Raw genomic sequence first — 18919 nt, forward strand, 5'->3', positions numbered from 1 at the left:
GCCCCCGGACGCGGTGACGCCGCCGCTGCGGTCGGTGAACCACAGCTATTTTGCGGATGGTGCGCGGCCATCGGGACGAACGATGACGCGACGACAGATGACGCGACGCGGGGGCGGAGTCCGATGACCGAGACGAGCACGCGACGAGACGTCCTTCGAGGGGTCGGCGTCGCGGTGACGGGCGTCGCCGTCGCGGGCTGTTCGACGGGCGGTAGTTCGGGCGACGGATCCGGCGGGAGCGACGGCGGCGAGGAGCAGTCGGGCTCGTGGTTCCCGTCGCCGGACGCGCTCGGCACGTCGGGACCCTACCGGTCGCAGTACGGTGACGTCGCTGCGCTCCGGTCGGCCGCCTCCTCCGTGGACGCGACGAGCGTGGTCGAGAGCCGCATGGGCGCGAGCGCGGCGACCCGACTCGTCTCGGACCCGAGCAGCATCGAGGCCGTCGGGCGCGCGGCGGCGGCGAGCGGCACCGACCAGTTCCTCGCGGTCGCGGGGACGTTCGCGGCGTCCGACGTCCGGACGTCCTTCGAGTCCGTGGAGACGCAGGGGACGACGACGGTCGGTTCGTACACCGTCCACCGACTCGGCAACGAGAACGTGCTCGGGGTGCGGGACGGCGTCGCCATCGCGGCGTCGGACGCCGACACCGTTCGGACGGTCGCGGACGTGCGCGCCGGTGAGGCCGACTCCTACGCGGACGCCGTCCCGATGTACGCGGAGACGGCGGCGCCGCTCGCGGACGCGCACCTGCGGACGCTTCGCCCCGTGCGGTCGAACGCGACCGCGACCTTCGAAGGCCTGCGGTTCCGCGGCCAGAGCATGACGGTCGTGGACGGCGAACTGCGTGTGGTCGCGGCGCTGTGCTTCGAGGACGACGCGAGCGTTCCCGAGTCCGAGATTCGGGACCGGGTGTCGTCGAGCACGGAGGGGAGCGAGAGCTCGACGCTCGAGTCGGTGACCGTCGAGGGGCGCGTGGCGGTCGTAACGGTGACGCAACCGCTCTCGCGACTGTCGGGCTGACGCGAGCGCCGGGCGTCTGACGACCGGCGATAAGTGTCCCCGGAGAAACGTCGGAATAGCGCCGGTGAGGCGGCTATTCAGCAAGACTGATTAGCGCGTCGTGGGTTCGGTTGTGTATGACTGACCACTTCGACGTGGTTATCGCCGGGGCAGGTCCCGCCGGCGCGCAGTGCGCCCGGGACCTCGCTGAACGCGACTACGACGTCCTCGTCTTGGAGACGGAGAACGAGGACGACTTCCCGCGCCAGAGCAACAAGTCCACCGCCGGGACCTTCCCCTCGATGATGGGCGCGTTCGGCGTCCCCGACGACGTCGTGATGAACTTCACGGACAGCGTCGTCATCGAGTCGCCCAACGACCACTTCGCGCAGACGCAGCCGGGCGCCGTCCTCGAGTTCGGGGACTTCAAGCGCTTCCTCGTGCGCGACGGGCGCGAGGCGGGTGCGGAGTACCGCTTCGACTCGCGCGCGACCGCGCCCATCACGGAGAACGGCAGCGTGGTCGGCGTCCGCTACAACGGCGACGAGGAGGTTCGCGCGGACGTCGTCGTGGACGCGACGGGGCCGGCGGCGCCGCTCGCGAAGCAACTCGGCGTCGTCGACCTCGAGCGCGAGAACCAGGCCATCGGCATCGAGTGGGAGATGGAGGGCGTCGAGGTGGACCACCCCGACTACGCGGACCTGACGGACGCGATGATGCTCCGCCTCGACCACGACCTCGCCCCCGGTGGCTACTCGTGGATCTTCCACACGGGCGGCGACACCGCGAAGGTCGGTCTCTGCTACATCCAGAACGAGAAGTACCACTCGAACAAGGAGGGCCTCAGCATCGACGGCTTCCTCGAGAAGTGGCTGGACAACGACCCCCGCTTCGCGGACGCGGAGAAAATCGCGGGCAAGCAGCACCGGGGGAGCGCACACATCCAGCCGCCGGGGAGCCTCTCGACGGACGGTTTCATGGCCATCGGCGACACCGTCCCCTCCATCGACCCGCTCTGGGGCGAGGGCATCCACAAGGGCATGAAGTCCGCGCGCGCCGCCGCCGTCACCGCCGACCGCTGTCTCACCGGGGGGACGGACACGTCCGCCGAGGAGATGGCGATCTACGACGAGCTCTGGCATCGCGACGTCGCGCCGGACGCGGGCGTCCGCCTCCTCATGACGCACCTGCTCTACTACGCGCCGAACGAGCGCTACGATCGGCTCATGCGCGACATCAACACGATGGACCTCGACACGCTCGCGAACGTGAACAACGGGAGCCCGCGCGCCATCGCGAAGCTCCTTCACCGCGAGGACCTCTCGCTCCTCCGGGACTTCGTGCGCGACGACACGGAAATCGTGAAGGTCGGCCTGAAAGACGTCATCCCCTTCCTCTAGCGCGTCGCTTTTTGCGCGAGCGCGCCTCCGCTCGCGTGTGAACTACGAGGAGCCGCTGTTCTTCACGGTGATGCAGTACGCGGAGGCGGCGGAGCGCGACGTCGTCGACATGGTCTCGGGGAACCCGGACTGGGGCGCGCCCGACGGCGTCGGCGAGGGCCTCCACGACTACGCGGAGACGGGCGGCGAGGCGTTCCAGTACCCGCCGAGCGACGGCCTCCGGGAGCTCCGCGAGCGCATCGCGACGCGGCGCGGCGTCGACACCGAGCGCGTCGTCGTGACGAACGGCGGCGCGATGGCGAACACGCTCGGGATGGCGCGCGCGCTCGAACGCAGGTCGGGCGACGAGGTGCTCCTGACGGACCCCGTCTACCCTTACTACCCGGGGAAGGCAGAGATGCTCGACGGGACGACGCGCTTCGTCCCCGTGGACGAGGAGGGCGCGCTCGATCCAGCGGACGTCCGCGCGGCGGCGAGCGACGAGACCGCGTGCATCGTCGTGAACACGCCGAACAACCCGACCGGCCGCGTCTATCGGGAGGAGACGCTGCGCGAACTCGCCGCGGTCGCCGAGGCGCACGACGCGCTCCTCGTCAGCGACGAGGTGTACGACCACTTCGACTTCACCGGCGAGTTCACGTCGGCGCTCGCCATCGACTCCGAGCACGTCGTCGTCACCAACTCCTTCTCGAAGACGTACGCCATCACGGGCTTTCGCGTCGGCTACGCGATCCTCCCGAAGCGCGACGCGCCGGCGGCGCGCACCCGGAACATGCTGACGAACGTCGCGACGAGTCGCCCCGCGCAGGCCGCCGTCCTGCACGCCTTGAAGACGACGGACGCCGACTACCACGAGGCGAACCGCGAGCGCCTCCGCGAGCGCGTCGACTCCTTTACGGCCGCCCTCGACGAGGCCGGCGCGGAGTACTCGACGCCCGAGGGCGCCTTCTACGTGCTCGCGAAGTTCCCCGACTACCCGGGGACGATGGCGAACGTGAAACGCCTCGTCGACGAGGCCGGCGTCGCGGGGATGCCCGGCGAGGCGTTCGGCGACGCCCGCAGCGAGTGGCTCCGCTTCGCGCTCGTCACACCGCGCGTCGACGCCGCCGCCGAGCGCCTCGCCGAGTTCTTCTAAACGACCTTTTGCTGCAGGCGCTTCGCGCCTTGGCAAAAGCTCGACCACTGTAGGAAGCAACGCTTCCTACCGTTCAGTCAGAACGCTCCGCGTTCTGACGACAAAAGCCGTCGTCACCCCCTTCGGGGGTTCCTCGGCCTCGCCTTCGGCGAGTCAATCGGCGACCTTCCGGGCTCTCCGAGCCGCTCGGTCGCCGAACGCTTGCACCATGGATTGTTCAGCACAGCCACTGTATCGAACGTCTGCGCTGCGGTCTGCGGTCCGGCGTGCTCGCGCGAAGCGCGAGTTTCATCGGTCGCCTTCGGCGACCGGCCTTTTTCTCCCGTGTTTTTGCGAGGAGTGGTTCCCGCAGGGCCGGCGGCCCGAGGAAACCCGACGAGGAAAAAGACGGTGGACCTACCCCGGAGGAACCCCCTCTGTCACCTATGAGCGAACTCGAAGTCGAGGCGGTCGAGGACGTCGAGGCGGCGGGCGTCGCACCGGACACGGCGGAGTACGTCCTCTACGGCGGGAAGGGCGGCGTCGGGAAGACGACGATGGCGGCGGCGACGGGACTGGCGAGCGCCCACGAGGGGACGCCGACGCTCGTCGTCTCGACGGACCCCGCGCACAGCCTCTCCGATACGTACGAGACGGACGTGCCGAGCCAGCCCGGGCGGCTCCGCGAGGACGTCCCGCTCTGGGGCGTCGAGATCGACCCGGACGAGGCGATGGAGCGCGCGAGCGCGCTCGGGTTCGGTGGCGAGGACGGCGCGGCGGGCGGACCGATGGGCGGCCTCGGCGAGCTTATGGGTGGAGACGAGGGCGCGGCGAACCCGTTCGGTGGGCCGATGCCGGGCGCGGACGAGGCGGCGGCGATGCAGCTCCTCATCGAGTACCTCGACGACGAGCGCTTCGAGCGCGTCGTCGTCGACACCGCGCCGACGGGGCACACGCTCCGCCTCCTCGAACTCCCGGAGCTCATGGACTCGATGATGGGGCGGATGCTGCAGTTCCGCGAGAAGATGAGCGGGATGATGGGCTCGCTCACTGGGATGTTCGGCGGCGACGACGAAGCGGACGCGATGGGGGCGGACGGCATGGAGGAGGTCCGCGAGCGCGTGGAGCGCCTGCGCGCGGTGCTCACCGACCCCGCGCGGACGGACTTCCGCATCGTCACGGTGCCCGAGGAGATGAGCGTCATGGAGGCCAAGCGCCTTCGCGCGCGCCTCGAGGAGTTCGGGATTCCCGTGAGCACCGTCGTCGTGAACAAGGTGATGGAGCCGCTCGTCGACGTCGTGCCCGACATCCCCGACGAGACGTTCGTCTCGCCGAACCTCGACGCGTGCGAGTTCTGCCAGCGCCGCTGGGACGTCCAGCAGGACGCGCTCGCGGAGGCCCAAGAGCTCTTTCGCGGCCACGACGTGAAGCGCGTCCCCCTGCTCGCCGAGGAGGTGCGCGGCGAGAGCGCGCTGCGCGTCGTCGGCGCGTGTCTGAGCTGAGCGCGCCGGACTGGCCCGGGGACGCGGCGGCGGGCGCACGCCGGCGTGGGACACCGCTTTACGTGGCCGAGCGATAGGGGGCAGCCGTGATAACGCTCCTCGCCGCTGTCGGCATCCTCGTCGCGGTCTTCGTCGGGTTCAACATCGGCGGTTCCTCGACGGGCGTCGCGTTCGGGCCGTCCGTCGGCAGCCGCCTCGTTCGCAAACCGACCGCGGCGGCGCTGTTCACGGTGTTCGCGCTCGTGGGCGCGTGGACGGTGGGGCGGACCGTCATCGAGACGATGAGCGGCGGCATCGTGCCGGCCGTGCAGTTCACGCCCGTCGCGAGCGTCGGCGTCCTCTTCTTCACCGGCGCGTCGCTGCTCGTCTCGAACCTCTACGGCGTCCCCGCCTCCACGTCGATGACGGCGGTCGGCGCCATCGTCGGTCTCGGCCTCGCCACGGGAACGCTCAACGAGGCGCTGATGTTCACCATCGTCTCGGCGTGGATCGTCGCGCCGCTCGTGGCGTTCGCCGTCGGCGCGCTCGTCGGCCGCTACCTCTACCCCCACCTCGACCGGCGCATCGCCTTCACCCGCTTCGACTCGCACCTGATACGCGTCGAGCGGACGGGGGGCGTCCCCCGACTGCGGTTCAACGACGACGCGTCGCTGCGCGACATCGGCGGGTCGCTCGCCGTCGTGGCCATCGCGTGCTACATGGCGTTCTCGGCGGGCGCCTCGAACGCCGCGAACGCCGTCGCGCCGCTCGTCGCCGCGGGCGGTCCGCTGACCGTCGACCAAGGCGTGCTCCTCGCGGTCTTCGCGTTCAGTCTCGGCGGGTTCACCATCGCGCGCCGGACGCTCGAGACGGTCGGCGACGACATCACCGAACTCCCGATACTGGCGGCGCTCGTCGTCTCCGTCGTCGGCGCGACCATCATCACCGGGCTGTCGGCGCTGGGCATCCCGGCGAGTCTGGCGGTGAGCACCACCTGCTGCATCATCGGCCTCGGGTGGGGTCGCGCGAGTCGGGCGGCGACCGTCGCCGAGCTCGCGGCGCCCACGCCCCGAGGCGAGCCCGACATCGAGATAACGACCGGCGCGCTCGCCGCCTCGCGCGACGCGGACGTCCCGACGAGCGCGACGGTCGGCGACATCGCGAGCGGCGAGGCGACGGTGGAGCCGCCCGCCGAGTCGGTGCCCGACGTCCCGGACATCGGAGAGGCGGACCCCGCGGAGCTGGACCGCGACGGGCTCTTCGATCCGAACGCGGCCAAGCGAATCGTGTTCCTGTGGGTTCTCACGCCGACGCTCGCCGTCCTCGGTTCCTACCCGCTGTTCCGCTTCGTGCTCTGAGAGTCATCGACGACGAGCACGCGGAGGTCGTTCACGTTCGTCCCGGTCGCGCCCGTCTCCACGAGCGCGCCGCGCGCGTCGAGGGCGGGGAGCGCGTCGTTCACGCGGAGCGCGCGGCGCGCCTCGCGGCGGTCGGTGACCGTCCCCGAGTCGACGACGGCGCCCGCGGCGTGTGTCGCGCCGTCGATGCCGTCCGTGTCGACGGCGCAGAGCGCGCTCCCCGGCGGGAGTTCGAGCGCGGCCGAGAGCGCGAACTCGAGGTTCGGGCCGCCCTCGCCGTCGCCGCGAACGGTAACGGTGCACTCGCCGCCGGAGAGGACGACGCAGGGCGGACTGAGAGGGGCGCCGCTCGCGATGGCCTCCTCGGCGACGGCGGCGTGCGTCTTCGCGGCCTCGCGGGCCTCCCCGCGCACGCTCGTGGAGAGCACGAGGGCGTCGTAGCCGGCGTCCTCGGCGACGGCGGCGGCGGCGTCGACGGCGGTGCGGTTGTCCGCGAGGAGGTGCGTCGAGACCGAGTCGAAGGCGGCAGCACCCGCCGTCGGCGTCTCCGCGTGCTCGCCGGCGGCGCCGCGTTCGAGGTGGGTGCGGACGGCGTCCGGGACGTCGAGCGCGTACGCCTCGATGACGTCGAGCGCGTCCGCGTACGTCGTCGGGTCGGGGACGGTGGGGCCGCTCCCGATGACCGACGGGTCGTTGCCGACGACGTCGCTGAAGAGGAGGGTGACGACGCGCGCTGGCGCGAGGCGCGCGGCGAGGCGGCCGCCCTTGAGTTCGGAGAGGTGTTTGCGGACGGCGTTCAGTTCGTCGATGGTCGCGCCGCTCGCGAGCAGGGCGTCCGTCGTCGCGCGGAGGTCGGCGAGCGTGAGGTCACCGGCGGGCGCGGCGAGGAGCGCGCTCGCGCCCCCCGTTATCGCGGCGAGGACGAGCGTCGAGTCGTCGAGACCGTCGGCCTCGTCGAGGAGGCGGCGCGTGGCGTCGACACCGCGTTCGCTCGGCGTGGGGTGGTCCCCGCGCACCACCGCGACGCGCTCGGTCTCGGCGGGGTCGTCGGTGACGACGATGCCGCCGTCGAGGCGCTCGCCGAGGACGCCTTCGAGCGCGGCGGCGACCTGCGAGGCGGCGTTCCCGCCGCCGAGCACCACGACCGACTCGTAGTCGGTGAGGTCGAACGTCGCGTCGCCGATACGGAGCGTCTCGCCCGCAAGGGAGACGGCGTCACGGATGACGCTCTCGGGGTGCGCGGCGTCGATGCCGGCGGTGGCGCACTCGCGAGCGAGCGCGCGTCGGTCGCGTGCGGCGTCGGCGTCGTCGGAGGTCCCGGACGTCATCTCAGGCGAGTTTGTAGAGCAGGTCGACGACGCGGTCCCGGATTCGGTCGGGGGCGTAGCGCGCGAGGAGCATCGCGCGCGCCGCCGGGCCGACGGGGTAGCGCGGGTCGGGGTCGGTCGTGCTCGCGGCCTCGAGGACGACGGCGGCGACGTCCTCGGGCTGGCTGGACGCGAAGCCGCCGGAGACGGCGTCGAAGTCCTCGAAGAAGCGATAGACGCGGTCGTAGGCGCCGGAGGCCTCGACGGGTTCGAGCTCGTCGGCGGCGCGCGCGGAGAACGCCGTCTCGACGGGACCGGGTTCGACGAGCGCGACGTCGATGCCGTGCGGTTTCAGCTCACCGCGGAGCGCGTCGCTCAGGCCCTCGAGCGCGAACTTCGAGGCCGAGTAGATGCCCATGCCGGGCGTGCTGACGCGCCCGGAGACACTGGAGAGGTTGATTATCGTCCCCTCACCGCGCTCGCGCATGTGCGGGAGGGCGGCGCGGATCAGCCGATGCGGCCCGTAGACGTTCACGTCGAACTGCTTGTTCAGTCGGCGCGTCGTCACGTCCTCGACGGCGCCCATCTGTCCGTAGCCCGCGTTGTTCACGAGGCAGTCGAGGCGGCCCTCTACCGTGAGGAGTTCCTCGACGACGTCGCGACACTGCGCGGGCCGCGTCACGTCGAGTTCGGCAGTCGTACAGCCGGCCTCGCGGAGCTCCCGGAGGTCCGATTCGTCGCGCGCGGTCGCCCACACCGACCACTCCGCGTCGAGGAACGCCTCGGCGGTCGCGTGGCCGATACCCGAGGACGCGCCCGTGATGAGAACCGTCTCACTCGTCATACTCGAAGGCGTCGCGCGGCGCCGAGTTAAGGATGGCCGTTTCGCGGACCCGCGTTCAGCGCTCGCCGCGCGCCCGCTCGCCGACGAGCGCGTCCGCGTGCCGCGTGGGCTCCGGGAGTTTGTAGCCCGCGCAGGTCGCGGCGACGAACTCGACGGTCGTCTCGGCGCCCACGCGGTGGCCGGGGCTGACGACGAGCGGGTTGACGTGGCGCCGCTCGGGGGTGTCGTACTGCTTCGACTGGTAGTAGTGGCCGATGGTCGTCCCGTTCGCGCAGGTCTCCACCTCGTCGTCGGCCTCGATGGCGACGCGCTCGCCCGCCGCGAGATGCCGGTCCTCGACGTCCTCAACGGGTGTCCCGCAGAGGAGGTTCTTCGCGACGCCGACGGCGGGCGCGTCGAAGAGGACGCCGACGTGCGTCGCGAGGCCGGCCTCCCGGTAGTGGATGCGCCCGCTCCCGTCGAGAACGAGGAGGTCGGGGTCGACGGCGAGCGACTGGAGCGCGTCGACGATGGCGCTCCCCTCGCGGAACGCGAGGAGGCCGGGGATGTAGGGGATTTCGAGGTCGGCGGCGCCGTACGCGCGCTCGACGACGGCTCCGTCCCGGATTGCGACGGCCGCCGAGACGGCGTCGTCCTCGCGGAAGGCCTGGTCGACGCCGACGACGACGGGACCGTCACCGTCGAGCGTCGCCTGCGCGTCGTCGGCGGCGTTGATGGAGTCGGCGAGCGCGAGCGCCGACGGGTCGAGGCCGTGGTCGTCGTCGAAGACGGCGGTCTCGGCGATGTCGCGCTGCATCGCCTCCATCTCGGCGGCGGAGAGCGACGGGTCCGGGAGGAACTCGGGGGCGGAGAGCTCCATCTAGAACGGCCCCCGGCCGCCGCCGGGACCGCGCCGGCCGCCGCCGAGCTGGAGCTGGTTCGGCCCGCGACCGCCCCGGGACTTCAGGTAGGCGCCGTAGAGGAGGCCGACACCGAGGCCGGCGAGGTGCGCGACCTGGGCGACGCCGCCGCTCCCCGGCCCGAAGAAGCCGGTGACGAAGAGCGAGTAGGTGGCGAAGCCGAGCGTGAGAACCCAGAGCGGCATCGGGATGACGAAGTAGAGGTAGACCCGAAGGCCGGGGTTGAGCACGGTGAGGACGCCCATGACGGCCATGATCGCGCCGCTCGCGCCGTAGACGGCCGCGACGTCGCCGAGCGCGGCCGCGGTGAGCACCTGTGCGAGGCCGGCGAGGACGCCCGCGCCGACGAAGAGCACGGCGAACTTCGCGGAGCCCATGCGGCGCTCGACCGGCGGCCCGAAGAAGTAGAGCGCGATGCCGTTGAACAGGAGGTGGCCGAAGCCGCCGTGCGCGAAGATGGAGACGAACCACGGGTAGACGTGCGTGAGATTGTACGTGTTCAGCGTGAAGAGGTCGACCCACGGGCCCGAGTTCACCGCGACGCCGAAGAGGGGCGCGACGATGTACTGGGCGAGCGCCGTCAGCGCCATCAGCCCGAGGAAGACGTAGGTCGCGTTCCCGCGGAGATACCCCAGCGGCCCGCCGGTCGCGCTCACGGCGTCGACGGCGCGGTCGACGCGCGAGCGCTCCTCCTCCTCGTACTCCCCGAAGACGCCCGAGGGGTCGTTCCACTCCTCGAGGCCGGGGCAGTCGTGGCTCTCCGGGAGGCGGTGCTCCTCGCAGTAGCTCCCCCCGCAGAACCGACAGCGGTAGGGCATCCCCACTTGTGTCCCGCACCGGTCACACGTCGCCATTGGTGGGAGTGCGTGGGCTGGCGGGTTAGTGCCTTTGGTCGGGCGCGCCGAGTCGGGCGCAGGCTACAAGGCCGCAGCGGGCGAGGACTCACGCATGAAGGAGTACGAGCGCAAGCAGCTCTTGGAGCGCATCGGCCGCGAGTCGGCGACGGTCGGGGCGACGATTCCGGACGAGGTGGCACTCGACGGCGAGGCGTTCCCGCTCCGCGAGTTCGTCTTCGAGATGAAGCGCGTCGACGCCGTTCCACCGGAGCGCCGCGAGGAGGTCGAGGACGCGAAGCGCAACCTGCGGCGCGCGCGCCGCGAGCGCGCGGAGCGCCTCGAGGAGGCCGCCCTCGACTACGCGGAGGGGGAGACGCTCGCCGAGGAGATCATCGGCATCGACCGCGCGCTGAACGCCCTCGAGTCGCTGGGCTCGACGACGGACATCGAGCGCGAGATGCGGGCGAAGGAGACGGCCGACCAGAAGCGCTGGTACAACTTCCTCCAGAAGGCGCTCGGTCGCGAGAGCGAGAGCTCGCGCGGCCGCGGTCGCGGCGGGAGCGCCGGCCGGGGGCGATAGCCGATGAGTCGGAACGCGGCGGTGGCGTCCGTACTGGAGGAGTACGCGGACCTGCTGGAGGCGCAGGGCGACGACTACCGGCCGAACGTCTACCGGCGCGCCGCCTCGAACGTCCGGGACTACCCGGAGGACGTCGCTGCCCTCGCCGACGAGGGGGCCGAGGCCGTCCAGCGGATCGACGGCGTCGGCGAGGGGATCGCCGAGCACGTCGTCGACTACCTCGAGACGGGGACGTTCGAGGAGCTCGAGGACGCCCGCGCGGCCCTTCCCGTGGAGATGGCGGAGCTGACGAGCGTCGAGGGCGTCGGGCCGAAAACGGTGCGGAAGCTCTACGACGCCCTCGGCGTCGAGACGCTCGACGACCTCGAATCAGCGGCTGAGAACGGCGAGATTAAGGAGGTGAAGGGGTTCGGCGCGAAGACGGAGGCGAACATCCTCGAGCACGTCGCGTTCGTCCGGCGCGCACAGGAACGCGAACTCCTCGGCGACACGCGCCCGCTCGCCGACGACATCGTGGACTACCTCGCGGACGCGGCGGAGGCCGAGCGCGTCGAGGCGGCGGGGTCCGTGCGGCGGTGGCGCGAGACGAACGGCGACGTGGACGTCCTCGTCGCGAGCGACGCCGGCGAGGCCGTCGGCGAGTCCCTCGCGGCGTGGGAACGCACCGAGGAGACCATCGAGACGGGCGAGACGAAGACGTCGGTGCGCGCGGGCGGGATGCGCGTCGACCTCCGCGTCGTCGTCCCCGAGGAGTTCGGCGCCGCGCTCCAGTACTTCACGGGGTCGAAGGACCACAACGTCACGCTCCGCAACCACGCCATCGAGCAGGGGAAGAAGGTGAACGAGTACGGCGTCTTCGACGTGAGCGACGTGCCCGAGGACGCGTCCGGTCAGCGCGTCGGCGAGCGCCTCGCCGCCGAGTCGGAGAGCGACGTCTACGACGCGCTCGGCCTGCCGTACATCCCGCCGGAGCTCCGCGAGGACCGCGGCGAAATCGACGCCGCGCGCGAGGGCGCGCTCCCCGAGCTCCTCACCCTCGACGACGTCCGGGGCGACCTGCACACGCACACGGAGCGGTCGGACGGCGACGCCTCCCTCGCGGAGATGGTGGCGGCCGCCGCCGAGTTCGGCCACGACTACGTCTGCATAACCGACCACGCGGACGGCCCCGGCGTCTTCGGCGACTCCGGGTTGAGCGACGCGGAGCTCCGCGAGCAGGCCGAGCGCGTCGCGGCCGTGCGCGACGACGCCGACATCGACGTCCTGCACGGCGTCGAGGCGAACGTCGACGTGGACGGGGACGTCGTGGCCGTGAGCGACGACGTGCTCGCGGACCTCGACCTCGTGGTGGCGTCCCCGCACTCGGGGCTCGGCGACGACGGCGGCGACCGGACCGAGCGCCTCGTCACGGCCGTCGAGCACCCGCACGTCGACGTCCTCGGCCACCCCTCGGGGCGCCTCATCAACCAGCGCCCCGCGATGGAGTTCGACGCCGCCGCGCTCGCGGCGGCCGCCGCCGACGCCGGCACGGCGCTCGAGGTGAACGCGAACTACCACCGCCTCGACCTCTGGGGGAGCGCGGTGCAGGCGGCCGTCGAGGCGGGCGCGACCATCGCCGTCGACACGGACGCGCACTCGCCCGCCGAGTTCGACAACCTCACCTACGGCGTCCACACCGCCCGGCGCGGGTGGGCCGAGGCCGACGACGTCCTGAACGCGTGGCCCATCGGGGAGGTGCGCGAGTTCCTCCACTGATGCGCGCGCCCGAGGACACCGCGCTCCTGCTGGACGTCATGTGCGGCAAGCTCGCACGCCTCCTCCGGATGTGCGGCTACGACGCCGCGTACGCGCTCGACAGGGGGGTCGAGGACGACGAGCGCCTCCGCGAACTCGCGCGCCGCGAGGGCCGCGTCCTCCTCACGCGCGACGAGGAGCTCGCGCGCCGAACCGCGGCGAGCGTCCTGCTGCGCACCCGACACGTCGACGACCAACTGCGCGAACTCGCCGACGCGGGGTTCGAGCTCGCGCTTCCCGCGGAGCCGCGTCGGTGCGCGAGCTGTAACGGGCCGCTGGAGCGCGCGGACCCGCCACACCCCGAGTACGTCCCGAACGACGCCGAGGCGGTGTGGGTCTGTACGAACTGCGGCCAGCGCTACTGGAAGGGGAGTCACTGGGACGACGTGGAGACGCGACTGACCGGACTCTAGTCGCCCGGTCCGGGGATCACACGCCAGACGGCGAGCGCGCCGGCAGCACCCGAGAGAGCGATGAACGCGACCGCGGCGCGTCCCCTGTAGTCGAGCGTGGCGAGGAGAGCGAGGGCGGCGAGGCCGGTGAATGCGCCGGCGGCGAGCGCGAGGCGGAGCCGGACGTCCGTCAGCGCGAGCATCGCGAGCCCGTCACGCGTCGATTTACTGACCATCTGGTGGGTCTCGGAGGGGAGCAGCGCGTCGTCGGCGGTGACGGCTCGGTGTCGGTATCACGCGTCGTTGCGCGTCCACTGCTCGCAGGCGTCCATGTCGTCCATCAGTTCGTCGTGGAAGCCACAGTAGGGCCGGATGGCGTCGTCGTCCGTGCGGACGTAGTCGAAGTGCGCACAACTCCCGCAGTACTGGTCGGGACCCGAATCGGTGCCGCTCGCGTTCGAGTCCGACTCGGCGGTGCCGGGGTCGCGGACGTCCGTCGCCGCCTGCCCGCCGTCGGAGGTCGGCTGCGGGGAGGTGTCCTCGACGTCCGTCGAGCCGCCGAGGACGCCGACGCCGCCGAAGGAGCCGCCGGAGAGCGCGGCGCGCGCGTCGTCGAGGTCCTCGCGCGGCACCTCGACGGTGCGGGTCTCGCCGTCGCGCGTGACCGTCATCGAGACGGTACCGCCGGGGGCGTTACGGGTCTTGAACGTCGCGACGGCGGTGAACAGACACCAGAGCGTCGTGAGCAGGCCGAGCGCGTAGACGACGCCGCCCGCGACGACGATGGTCGAGGGGACGCTCGCGCCGCTCGCGTACCACTGACCGGGGTAGGCCGCGCGGAGGACGAGCGTGCCGACGGCCGCGAGCGCGGCGCCACCGACGGCGGCGACCCGGTAGAGGCGGGCCGCCGGGAGGACGGTGAAGACGCCGAGGAGGATCGCCGGCACGCCGAAGCAGACGAGCGTGAGCGCGAGGCGGCGCGCGCCGAACTTCGCGGCGGTCGACGGGTTCGCACCCATGACGAGGTGGGTCGTCCCCGCGAGGAGCCCGCCGACGACGAGTAGCGCGCCGGCCGCGAACAGCGCCGTGCCGGCGTAGACGCGGCGCTGACTCGCGCCGTTGGCGTCTCGTTCGTACGCGTCCGCGAGGCTGGTCATGGGCGCACATACGCGCGCAACACCAAAAGTAGTGCGTCAGACACCGTTCGTTCGCTCGGGGCATCGAAAAGTCTAATCGCGCGGCCCGACGACACTGCACGTATGGCTGACGACGAAGGCGAGGAGGAGGAGGCTCCAGCGGTCGAACTCGGCGAGGGCGTCGCCGTCGAGGGCGCACCGCTCGCGCGCGTCGCCTCCCGGTTCACGTGGGGCATCCAGCGCAGCGAGATCGTCCGCCGGGACGGGGAGACGCGGATCCGGACACCGAAGGGCCCGCGCCGCCTCGCGGACGTCCTCGCGCACACGGACGTCCCCTACTTCGAGTCGCGTCGCGAGTTCGTCGACACCGTCCGCGAACAGATCGGCGACGGCCCCGTGCCGACGGGCGCGGAGACGGACGGGGAAGCAATCGACGGCGACGACGGCGGGGACGACGCTGACGGCGATTCCGGGGACGCGACGTCCGAGGAGTGAGGCGCCTCAGCCGAGGAGCGCGGCCGCGTTCTGGAGCTGGTCGCCGTACGCGATGGAGACGTAGAGGATGAGGAACTGCGTGGCGTTGTAGGCGCCGTGGACGAGCGCGGGCACCGTGAGGTTCTCCGTGTACTCGTAGAGCGCGCCGAGGAAGAGCGAGATGACGAAGAGCGCCGCGATCGTCACGACGCGACCCGCGACGGCGCCCGAGAGCGACGTGAAGTGGACGCTCGCGAAGATGAGGCTCGCGAGCAACACGGCGGGCACGGGCCCGAAGCGCTCGCGCAGCGTCCCCTGAACGACGCCACGGAAGAGCAGTTCCTCGCCGGGGCCGACGAGCAGGAAGGAGAGCGGGATCAGGAGGAGGAGGACTTCGGGGTGTTCGAGCCCGTAGTTCGCGATCTGGTTGCTCGCCGTCGGCGCGTTCGTCGCCTGCAGGAGGACGCCGATGACGATGAGCGCGGCGAGCGCGCCGACCCACCCGCCGAACGCGAGTCCGAGTTCGCGAAGCGACGGCCAGCGGAACGTGAGGAAGCGCGCGGTGTCGTCGCGGTAGCGGGCGTACGCGTAGGCCACGCTGCCGAACGCGACGCCCTGCAGGAGGACGACCGAGAGGACGATGCTGATCGACGGCGTGAGCGTCACGCCCGCGAACCGGAGGCCAAGACCGACGCCGAGGGTGAGGGCGAAGCCGAACGCGAGGCCGCCGGCGCCGACGCCGAGCGCGAGGAGGAGCGTGGTGACGCGGAGGACCCACTCGTCGAAGGTGCTGTCTGACATCACGCGGACGTTCGCTCCCGCGCCACTAAGAGGCCGCCGGAGTCGAGCGGGCGCGTCATCGCTCTCCGTCCCCGTCGTTCTCGTCAGTGTCGTCGCCGCGTCCCGTCCCGTCGCGTTCGGCCGGGTCGCGGTCGGATTCGCTCAGTTGGTCGCGGAGCGCCTCGACCTCGCTCTCCAACTCGGCGATGCGCTCGTCCTCGGTCGCGCCGCGTGCGAGGAGGTAGCCACCGCCGCCGAGCAGGAGGAGGACGGGGATACCGAAGAGCACGACGGCGACGAGGAGGATGACGAGCAACTCCACCCCGCCCGGCATCCCACCGAGGAACGCGGGCGCGACGGCGTCGTGGAGGGTGTGCATGCGTTCGCGTAGTGCGCGCCGCGTTGTAAGCTTTGTACACGCCGCTCACGCGACGCGCCGCCGGGCGCGACGCCCCTCACTCCCGCTCGCGCTCCCGGTCGGCCGACTCGGACTCGCGGTCCGCACGCTCGCGTTCGCGCCCGCGCTCGAGTTCGCGGTCGATGTCGTCCAGGCCGTCGACCGCCGCGACGGTGAGGACGTTCCCGCCACCGGGGTCGACGACGACGACCTCGGCGCCCTCGTCGATGGCGTCCGCGCCCGAGATGGTTCGCGCGGCGTACGTCGGGTCGAAGCCGCCGCCCTCGTCGAGACGGATCTGCCCCGAGGAGTCCGTGACGCGCTCCGTGACGACGCCGCGAACCCCGCGCAGGGAGGACGAGCCCTCCGTCTTCCCGCGCCCCGTCCCCTCGTAGAGTTCGAGGTGCCGGTAGCCCCAGAGCGCGAGCGCGCCCACGACGAAGACGAGGACCGCGAGCACGAGCGGGGTGACCACCCCGGGGAGGAGGACGCCCGCGAGCCCCGCGACGAGGAGGGCGACGCCGATGACGACGAAGTGTGCGCCCGGCGCGAACGCCTCCGCGATGCAGAGGACGACGCCCGCGACGACGAGCAGGAGCGGCAACGAGATGTCGAGCAAGTCCGCCATACGTGTCCATCCGTGACGGACCGGGAAGAACGTTACCCGCGAGCGTTTCCCGCGCCTCCCCCCGGTCGCCGGCAAAACCCCGACTCGCTGCAGCGCGACCCGAATCCAGCACTCGCTTCTTTGCTTTCGCTCTGGTCTACCGCGTTTTGCGGGGCTCCTTCGACGCTGTCTCCCGTCTCCATACACGCGAGGCTTCACACACGTACGTCGGTCGTCCATCCGCCGCGCCGGTCGATACGCGAGCCACGCCGAGCGGCGTCCGCGAACAGAGCGGCCGGAAAACCCCGGCCGGTCGTCGGTTCTCTCGGTGGGGAAGCGCGAGCCTCACCACAGCGCCCGGAACCGCGGTTGCTCACGGCTCGCTGTCGCTCACCGTTCGCGTCTTCGCGGCGCCCTCGCAAACTGCTCGGTTGCCGTGTTTGCTCACGGCTCGCTGTCGCTCACCGTTCGCGTTTCCGCGGTTCTTCGCCTGCGCTCAGAACCGCGTCACCCGACCAGCAGGAGCGCGAAAACGCCGACGGCGCCGAGCGCACCGAGCAGGAAGAAGGCGACGTTCTCCGCGCTCGGCGACCCGGGTTCGACGGGGCGGGCCTCGGCGACCGGGTCCTCCTCGGCGTCCTCTTCGAGGTCGGCGAGCGAGAAGCGCCACTCGCCGTCGTCGCGCTCCTGCTCGCCGTCGATGCGCTCACTCATCCTATCGGCTCCCGCTGATCTCGCCGGCGTAGACGACGCCGCGCTCGCCGTCCACGGTGACGGTTTCGCCGTCCGCGACGTCGTCGTCGAGGGTCGCGCTCCCGACCATCGGAAGGTCGAGTTCGCGCGCGACCATCGCCGCGTAGCCCGTCATGCCGGTGTCGGCGCTGACGATGCCCGCGAGCTTCTCGACGTCCCCCTCGAACTCGCCGTCGAACGTCGACGGGAGGACCGCAATCGCGCCCTCGGGGAGGTCGCTGAGGTCGCCGTCGGCGACGCGGTGGGCGGGCCCGGTCGCGCGCCCGGAGACGACGGAGCGCCCGGTCGCCACCGTCTCGGCGGCGACGTGGACTTTGAGGGTGTTCGTCGTGTCCGAGCCGTCGAGCTCGGTCATCATCCCGGAGACGACGACGACCGTGTCGCCGGACTCGACGATGCCCGAGTCGATGGCGGCGGAGACCGCGTTCTCGATGACCGCCGAGGTGCCGCCGGAGGTGTAGGCGGAGTACTGGGGCGCGACGCCGCAGGAGAGCGCGAGCTGGCGGCGCACATCGTCGTTCGGCGTCGTCGCGACGACGGGGACGCCGGGGCGGAACTTCGCGGCCTTCCGCGCGGTGTAGCCGGACTCGGAGGCGACGACGACGGCCGTGGCGTCCACGTCGCGCGCGAGGTAGCGCGCCGAGCGCGCGAGCGCGTCCGTCCGCGAGTCGTCGTCGGCCTTCGGGACGCGCTGCTCGCGCAGTTCGACGTACTCCTCGCTCGACTCGGCCTCGCGAACGATGCGGTCCATCGTCTCGACGACGCGCGTCGGGTTGTCCCCGACGGCGGTCTCCGCGGAGAGCATCACGCCGTCCGTGCCGTCGAGGACGGCGTTCGCGACGTCGCTCGCTTCCGCGCGCGTGGGTCGACGGGAGTGGACCATCGAGTCCAGCATCTCCGTCGCGGTGATGACGGGCGAGCCGGTCTCGCGGCACTTGCGGATGATGCGCTTCTGGGTGATGGGGACGTCCTCCATCGGGCACTCGACACCGAGGTCGCCGCGCGCGACCATCACGCCGTAGGCGGCCTCGACGATCTCGTCGAGGTTCTCGACGGCGCCCGCGCGCTCGATCTTCGCGATGATCGGGATCTCGGCGCCGAACTCCTCGAGCGTCGAGGAGATCTCGTAGACGTCCGCCGCGCTCCGGACGAACGACGCCGCGACGAGGTCGACGCCCTCCTCGGCGGCGAGCTTCAGGTCGCGGCGGTCCTTCTCCGTGACGACGTCGAGGTCGAGTTCGACGCCGGGGACGTTCACGCCCTTCCGGGAGCCGAGCTCGCCGCCGCTAACGACGTACGCGGTGACGACGCCGTCCTCGACGCCCTCGACGCGCGTCTCGATGCGGCCGTCGTTGAGCAGGACGACGTCGCCGGCTTCGACGGCGCTGATGCTGTTCGAGAGGCCGATGCGGTCGGGCGTGGCCTCGTCGCCGACGTAGAACTCGACGGTGGTGTCGGTCTCGACGTGAATCGGGTCGTCGATTTCCGCGGTCCGCACCTCGGGGCCCTGCGTGTCGAGCATCACGGCGAGCGGTTCCTCCGTCGTGTCGTCGACCTGCCGGACGGTGTGGATGCGCTCGCGGCGGTCCTCGACCGTTCCGTGGCTGGCGTTCAGCCGCGCGACCGACATCCCCGCCTCCGCGAGGTCCTGAATCGCCGCCCGGGAGTCCGTCGCCGGACCGAGCGTGCAGATAATCTTCGCGTTCCTCATTGGGGCGCCCTTGACGCCGACGCGGCAAAAAGGGCGGTGATAGGTCGGCACGCAGAC

General features: G+C 71.6%; 20 protein-coding genes. 9 read left to right on the forward strand and 11 right to left on the reverse strand.

The window, feature by feature from the left end; all coding sequences use genetic code 11:
* Positions 1 to 123: 123 nt before the first annotated feature.
* From IEY12_RS07305 to IEY12_RS07325, 5 genes are all read left to right on the forward strand, one after another.
* Complete coding sequence (locus IEY12_RS07305; protein ID WP_188881643.1) at positions 124 to 1020, forward strand: hypothetical protein; 897 nt, start codon at positions 124 to 126, stop codon at positions 1018 to 1020.
* Between the two features lie 116 nt (positions 1021 to 1136).
* Positions 1137 to 2399, forward strand: coding sequence for a digeranylgeranylglycerophospholipid reductase (locus IEY12_RS07310; RefSeq protein ID WP_188881654.1), 1263 nt, complete (start codon positions 1137 to 1139; stop codon positions 2397 to 2399).
* A 37-nt stretch (positions 2400 to 2436) separates the two neighbouring features.
* Complete coding sequence (locus tag IEY12_RS07315; RefSeq protein WP_188881664.1) at positions 2437 to 3534, forward strand: pyridoxal phosphate-dependent aminotransferase; 1098 nt, start codon at positions 2437 to 2439, stop codon at positions 3532 to 3534.
* Positions 3535 to 3959: 425 nt separating this feature from the next.
* Positions 3960 to 5015: an ArsA family ATPase gene (locus IEY12_RS07320; protein WP_188881669.1), complete on the forward strand. Its 1056-nt coding sequence runs from the start codon at positions 3960 to 3962 to the stop codon at positions 5013 to 5015.
* Positions 5016 to 5101: 86 nt separating this feature from the next.
* Positions 5102 to 6352 carry an inorganic phosphate transporter gene (locus tag IEY12_RS07325; RefSeq protein WP_188881677.1) on the forward strand — a complete coding sequence of 417 codons (1251 nt, stop codon included), beginning with the start codon at positions 5102 to 5104 and terminating at the stop codon, positions 6350 to 6352.
* Here IEY12_RS07325 and IEY12_RS07330 read toward each other — a convergent pair.
* The 4 genes from IEY12_RS07330 to IEY12_RS07345 are packed head-to-tail and all read right to left on the reverse strand — an operon-like array spanning position 6325 to position 10256.
* On the reverse strand, positions 6325 to 7680 hold the full coding sequence (locus tag IEY12_RS07330) for a glycerate kinase type-2 family protein (protein WP_188881679.1): 1356 nt from the start codon (positions 7678 to 7680) through the stop codon (positions 6325 to 6327). The genes IEY12_RS07325 and IEY12_RS07330 overlap by 28 nt on opposite strands.
* A gap of 1 nt (position 7681) precedes the next feature.
* The gene (locus IEY12_RS07335) at positions 7682 to 8503 is read right to left on the reverse strand and encodes an SDR family oxidoreductase (protein WP_188881682.1); all 822 of its coding nucleotides are present in this window, start codon (positions 8501 to 8503) and stop codon (positions 7682 to 7684) included.
* A gap of 55 nt (positions 8504 to 8558) precedes the next feature.
* Positions 8559 to 9362 (reverse strand): endonuclease V, encoded by an 804-nt coding sequence (locus IEY12_RS07340; protein ID WP_188881684.1) that lies wholly within the window; start codon positions 9360 to 9362, stop codon positions 8559 to 8561.
* Positions 9363 to 10256: a rhomboid family intramembrane serine protease gene (locus tag IEY12_RS07345; RefSeq protein ID WP_188881700.1), complete on the reverse strand. Its 894-nt coding sequence runs from the start codon at positions 10254 to 10256 to the stop codon at positions 9363 to 9365. It lies immediately after the preceding gene.
* A gap of 94 nt (positions 10257 to 10350) precedes the next feature.
* Between IEY12_RS07345 and IEY12_RS07350 the strand changes: the two genes are divergently transcribed.
* From IEY12_RS07350 to IEY12_RS07360, 3 genes are read left to right on the forward strand one after another with little or no spacing between them, the layout of a single operon-like run.
* Positions 10351 to 10818, forward strand: coding sequence for a DUF5788 family protein (locus tag IEY12_RS07350; protein ID WP_188881702.1), 468 nt, complete (start codon positions 10351 to 10353; stop codon positions 10816 to 10818).
* Positions 10819 to 10821: 3 nt separating this feature from the next.
* Positions 10822 to 12573, forward strand: a complete 1752-nt coding sequence (polX, locus tag IEY12_RS07355; protein WP_188881703.1) for a DNA polymerase/3'-5' exonuclease PolX — start codon at positions 10822 to 10824, stop codon at positions 12571 to 12573.
* A complete protein-coding gene (locus tag IEY12_RS07360) occupies positions 12573 to 13025 on the forward strand; it encodes a Mut7-C RNAse domain-containing protein (protein ID WP_188881705.1) in 453 nt (150 codons plus the stop codon). The genes polX and IEY12_RS07360 overlap by 1 nt, the downstream gene beginning before the upstream one ends.
* Here the strand turns inward: IEY12_RS07360 and IEY12_RS07365 are convergent.
* Complete coding sequence (locus IEY12_RS07365; RefSeq protein ID WP_188881709.1) at positions 13022 to 13240, reverse strand: hypothetical protein; 219 nt, start codon at positions 13238 to 13240, stop codon at positions 13022 to 13024. The two genes, IEY12_RS07360 and IEY12_RS07365, sit on opposite strands and share 4 nt — an antisense overlap.
* A gap of 57 nt (positions 13241 to 13297) precedes the next feature.
* Positions 13298 to 14161 carry a cell division protein CdpA domain-containing protein gene (locus tag IEY12_RS07370; RefSeq protein ID WP_188881711.1) on the reverse strand — a complete coding sequence of 288 codons (864 nt, stop codon included), beginning with the start codon at positions 14159 to 14161 and terminating at the stop codon, positions 13298 to 13300.
* Between the two features lie 102 nt (positions 14162 to 14263).
* Between IEY12_RS07370 and IEY12_RS07375 the strand changes: the two genes are divergently transcribed.
* Positions 14264 to 14635 (forward strand): DUF5789 family protein, encoded by a 372-nt coding sequence (locus IEY12_RS07375; RefSeq protein ID WP_229871027.1) that lies wholly within the window; start codon positions 14264 to 14266, stop codon positions 14633 to 14635.
* 6 nt (positions 14636 to 14641) lie between these two features.
* Here the strand turns inward: IEY12_RS07375 and IEY12_RS07380 are convergent, their stop codons facing one another.
* The 5 genes from IEY12_RS07380 to pyk form a co-directional block, all read right to left on the reverse strand.
* Complete coding sequence (locus IEY12_RS07380; protein WP_188881714.1) at positions 14642 to 15415, reverse strand: CPBP family intramembrane glutamic endopeptidase; 774 nt, start codon at positions 15413 to 15415, stop codon at positions 14642 to 14644.
* 55 nt (positions 15416 to 15470) lie between these two features.
* Positions 15471 to 15773 carry a preprotein translocase subunit TatA gene (locus tag IEY12_RS07385; protein WP_188881721.1) on the reverse strand — a complete coding sequence of 101 codons (303 nt, stop codon included), beginning with the start codon at positions 15771 to 15773 and terminating at the stop codon, positions 15471 to 15473.
* Between the two features lie 76 nt (positions 15774 to 15849).
* Complete coding sequence (locus IEY12_RS07390; RefSeq protein WP_188881723.1) at positions 15850 to 16419, reverse strand: NfeD family protein; 570 nt, start codon at positions 16417 to 16419, stop codon at positions 15850 to 15852.
* A 486-nt stretch (positions 16420 to 16905) separates the two neighbouring features.
* The gene (locus tag IEY12_RS07395; protein ID WP_188881730.1) at positions 16906 to 17112 is read right to left on the reverse strand and encodes a DUF7312 domain-containing protein; all 207 of its coding nucleotides are present in this window, start codon (positions 17110 to 17112) and stop codon (positions 16906 to 16908) included.
* A gap of 1 nt (position 17113) precedes the next feature.
* On the reverse strand, positions 17114 to 18862 hold the full coding sequence (pyk, locus tag IEY12_RS07400) for a pyruvate kinase (RefSeq protein ID WP_188881735.1): 1749 nt from the start codon (positions 18860 to 18862) through the stop codon (positions 17114 to 17116).
* Positions 18863 to 18919: the final 57 nt, after the last annotated feature.

Source organism: Halarchaeum grantii (assembly GCF_014647455.2).
Lineage (GTDB): Archaea > Halobacteriota > Halobacteria > Halobacteriales > Halobacteriaceae > Halarchaeum > Halarchaeum grantii.

Coding starts and splice junctions, on each gene's coding strand:
- IEY12_RS07305 (WP_188881643.1), top strand. CDS start 124: ATGACCGAGACGAGCACGCGACGAGACGTCCTTCGAGGGGTCGGCGTC.
- IEY12_RS07310 (WP_188881654.1), top strand. CDS start 1,137: ATGACTGACCACTTCGACGTGGTTATCGCCGGGGCAGGTCCCGCCGGC.
- IEY12_RS07320 (WP_188881669.1), top strand. CDS start 3,960: ATGAGCGAACTCGAAGTCGAGGCGGTCGAGGACGTCGAGGCGGCGGGC.
- IEY12_RS07330 (WP_188881679.1), bottom strand. CDS start 7,680: ATGACGTCCGGGACCTCCGACGACGCCGACGCCGCACGCGACCGACGC.
- IEY12_RS07335 (WP_188881682.1), bottom strand. CDS start 8,503: ATGACGAGTGAGACGGTTCTCATCACGGGCGCGTCCTCGGGTATCGGC.
- IEY12_RS07340 (WP_188881684.1), bottom strand. CDS start 9,362: ATGGAGCTCTCCGCCCCCGAGTTCCTCCCGGACCCGTCGCTCTCCGCC.
- IEY12_RS07345 (WP_188881700.1), bottom strand. CDS start 10,256: ATGGCGACGTGTGACCGGTGCGGGACACAAGTGGGGATGCCCTACCGC.
- IEY12_RS07350 (WP_188881702.1), top strand. CDS start 10,351: ATGAAGGAGTACGAGCGCAAGCAGCTCTTGGAGCGCATCGGCCGCGAG.
- polX (WP_188881703.1), top strand. CDS start 10,822: ATGAGTCGGAACGCGGCGGTGGCGTCCGTACTGGAGGAGTACGCGGAC.
- IEY12_RS07360 (WP_188881705.1), top strand. CDS start 12,573: ATGCGCGCGCCCGAGGACACCGCGCTCCTGCTGGACGTCATGTGCGGC.
- IEY12_RS07365 (WP_188881709.1), bottom strand. CDS start 13,240: ATGGTCAGTAAATCGACGCGTGACGGGCTCGCGATGCTCGCGCTGACG.
- IEY12_RS07370 (WP_188881711.1), bottom strand. CDS start 14,161: ATGACCAGCCTCGCGGACGCGTACGAACGAGACGCCAACGGCGCGAGT.
- IEY12_RS07375 (WP_229871027.1), top strand. CDS start 14,264: ATGGCTGACGACGAAGGCGAGGAGGAGGAGGCTCCAGCGGTCGAACTC.
- IEY12_RS07380 (WP_188881714.1), bottom strand. CDS start 15,415: ATGTCAGACAGCACCTTCGACGAGTGGGTCCTCCGCGTCACCACGCTC.
- IEY12_RS07385 (WP_188881721.1), bottom strand. CDS start 15,773: ATGCACACCCTCCACGACGCCGTCGCGCCCGCGTTCCTCGGTGGGATG.
- IEY12_RS07390 (WP_188881723.1), bottom strand. CDS start 16,419: ATGGCGGACTTGCTCGACATCTCGTTGCCGCTCCTGCTCGTCGTCGCG.
- IEY12_RS07395 (WP_188881730.1), bottom strand. CDS start 17,112: ATGAGTGAGCGCATCGACGGCGAGCAGGAGCGCGACGACGGCGAGTGG.
- pyk (WP_188881735.1), bottom strand. CDS start 18,862: ATGAGGAACGCGAAGATTATCTGCACGCTCGGTCCGGCGACGGACTCC.